This window comes from Ruegeria sp. BG9 (assembly GCF_056538305.1).
Window position 1 is genome coordinate 1 of sequence record NZ_JBQFSY010000025.1, and the last position, 1061, is coordinate 1061.

Annotated in this window: 1 protein-coding gene; it reads right to left on the reverse strand. The window is 57.3% G+C overall.

The window, feature by feature from the left end; genetic code table 11:
- On the reverse strand, window positions 1–1061 hold a 1061-nt coding region (locus ACR0I8_RS22055), incomplete at both ends, for a sulfatase-like hydrolase/transferase (protein WP_480703657.1).

Here is a 1061-nt window from a genome sequence, read left to right on the forward strand (position 1 = left end):
ACGATGCTATTGAGCAGGCCATCCGCTTCGATCATGCCGGGCCAGCGAATGAACGCGTCGGTGCGTACGCCACCTTCGGTCGTGTCGGCTTTACCACCGCGGAAGATCATCGGCGTGTAACCGGATTCCGGCGAATACTTGGTAAAGTGACCGTTGTCGCCCATCACAACGACGATGGTGTTGTCGGCAACGCCCAGTTCTTCCATCGAGTCGAACATCGCACCCAGCCATTCGTCCACTAGCTGCATCTTGTCCGCATATAGACCACCGTTCGGTGATTGAGGACCATCACGGCCAGCGCGGGTGTTGTCCAGCGGCAGAAGCGGCCAGTATTGCAAGAAGAATGGCTCTTCGCCACCTGCCAGACGCGCCAGCTCTTCCATGGCTTTGTCCTGGAAGGCCTGGTTCATTTCGTTGTATTTCAACGCATTCCAGCGCTCGCCCGGTTCCATGCGGATCTCGCGGATCGGGCCACCAGCTTCACCTTCGATCGTGGTCATCATGGCCGAGGCATCAGGTCGGAAGTTGCTGTCGATCGTATAGGCCGGCACATAGTCAGCATTGCCAACAGACACACCTTCGTGGATGGCATCGTCATTGAAAATGGTTAGCTGACCTTGTTGGTGCACGGCCATCTGGGCGTAGTCGAACCCGTTGTTCATGGCCCAGCTTTCGGGGATGTCGCCCATGTGCCACTTGCCGATATGGCTGGTGGCATAACCCGCATCTTTCAGAACTTCGGGCAGGATCTTCTCGCACCCCGGCAGGCCAAATCCGGCGATGTCAACGGCGGTGTCACCCATGCCGATGCGCACCGGCAGACGGCCGGTCATCTGTGCGACCCTTGTTGGTGTACAGGATGGTTCGGTATACATGCGCACCATGCGCAAAGCTTCGTCCGAGAAGTCATTGATGTTGGGCGTCTCATATCCACGGAGTGCGTTGAGCTCGGGAATTCCCATGTCACCAAAACCCAGATCAACGATCAGAATGTTGATGATGTTCGGGGGTTTGCCACCGTTCTTCTCACGAAATTCCGCCAGCCGAGCGTCCACGGCTGC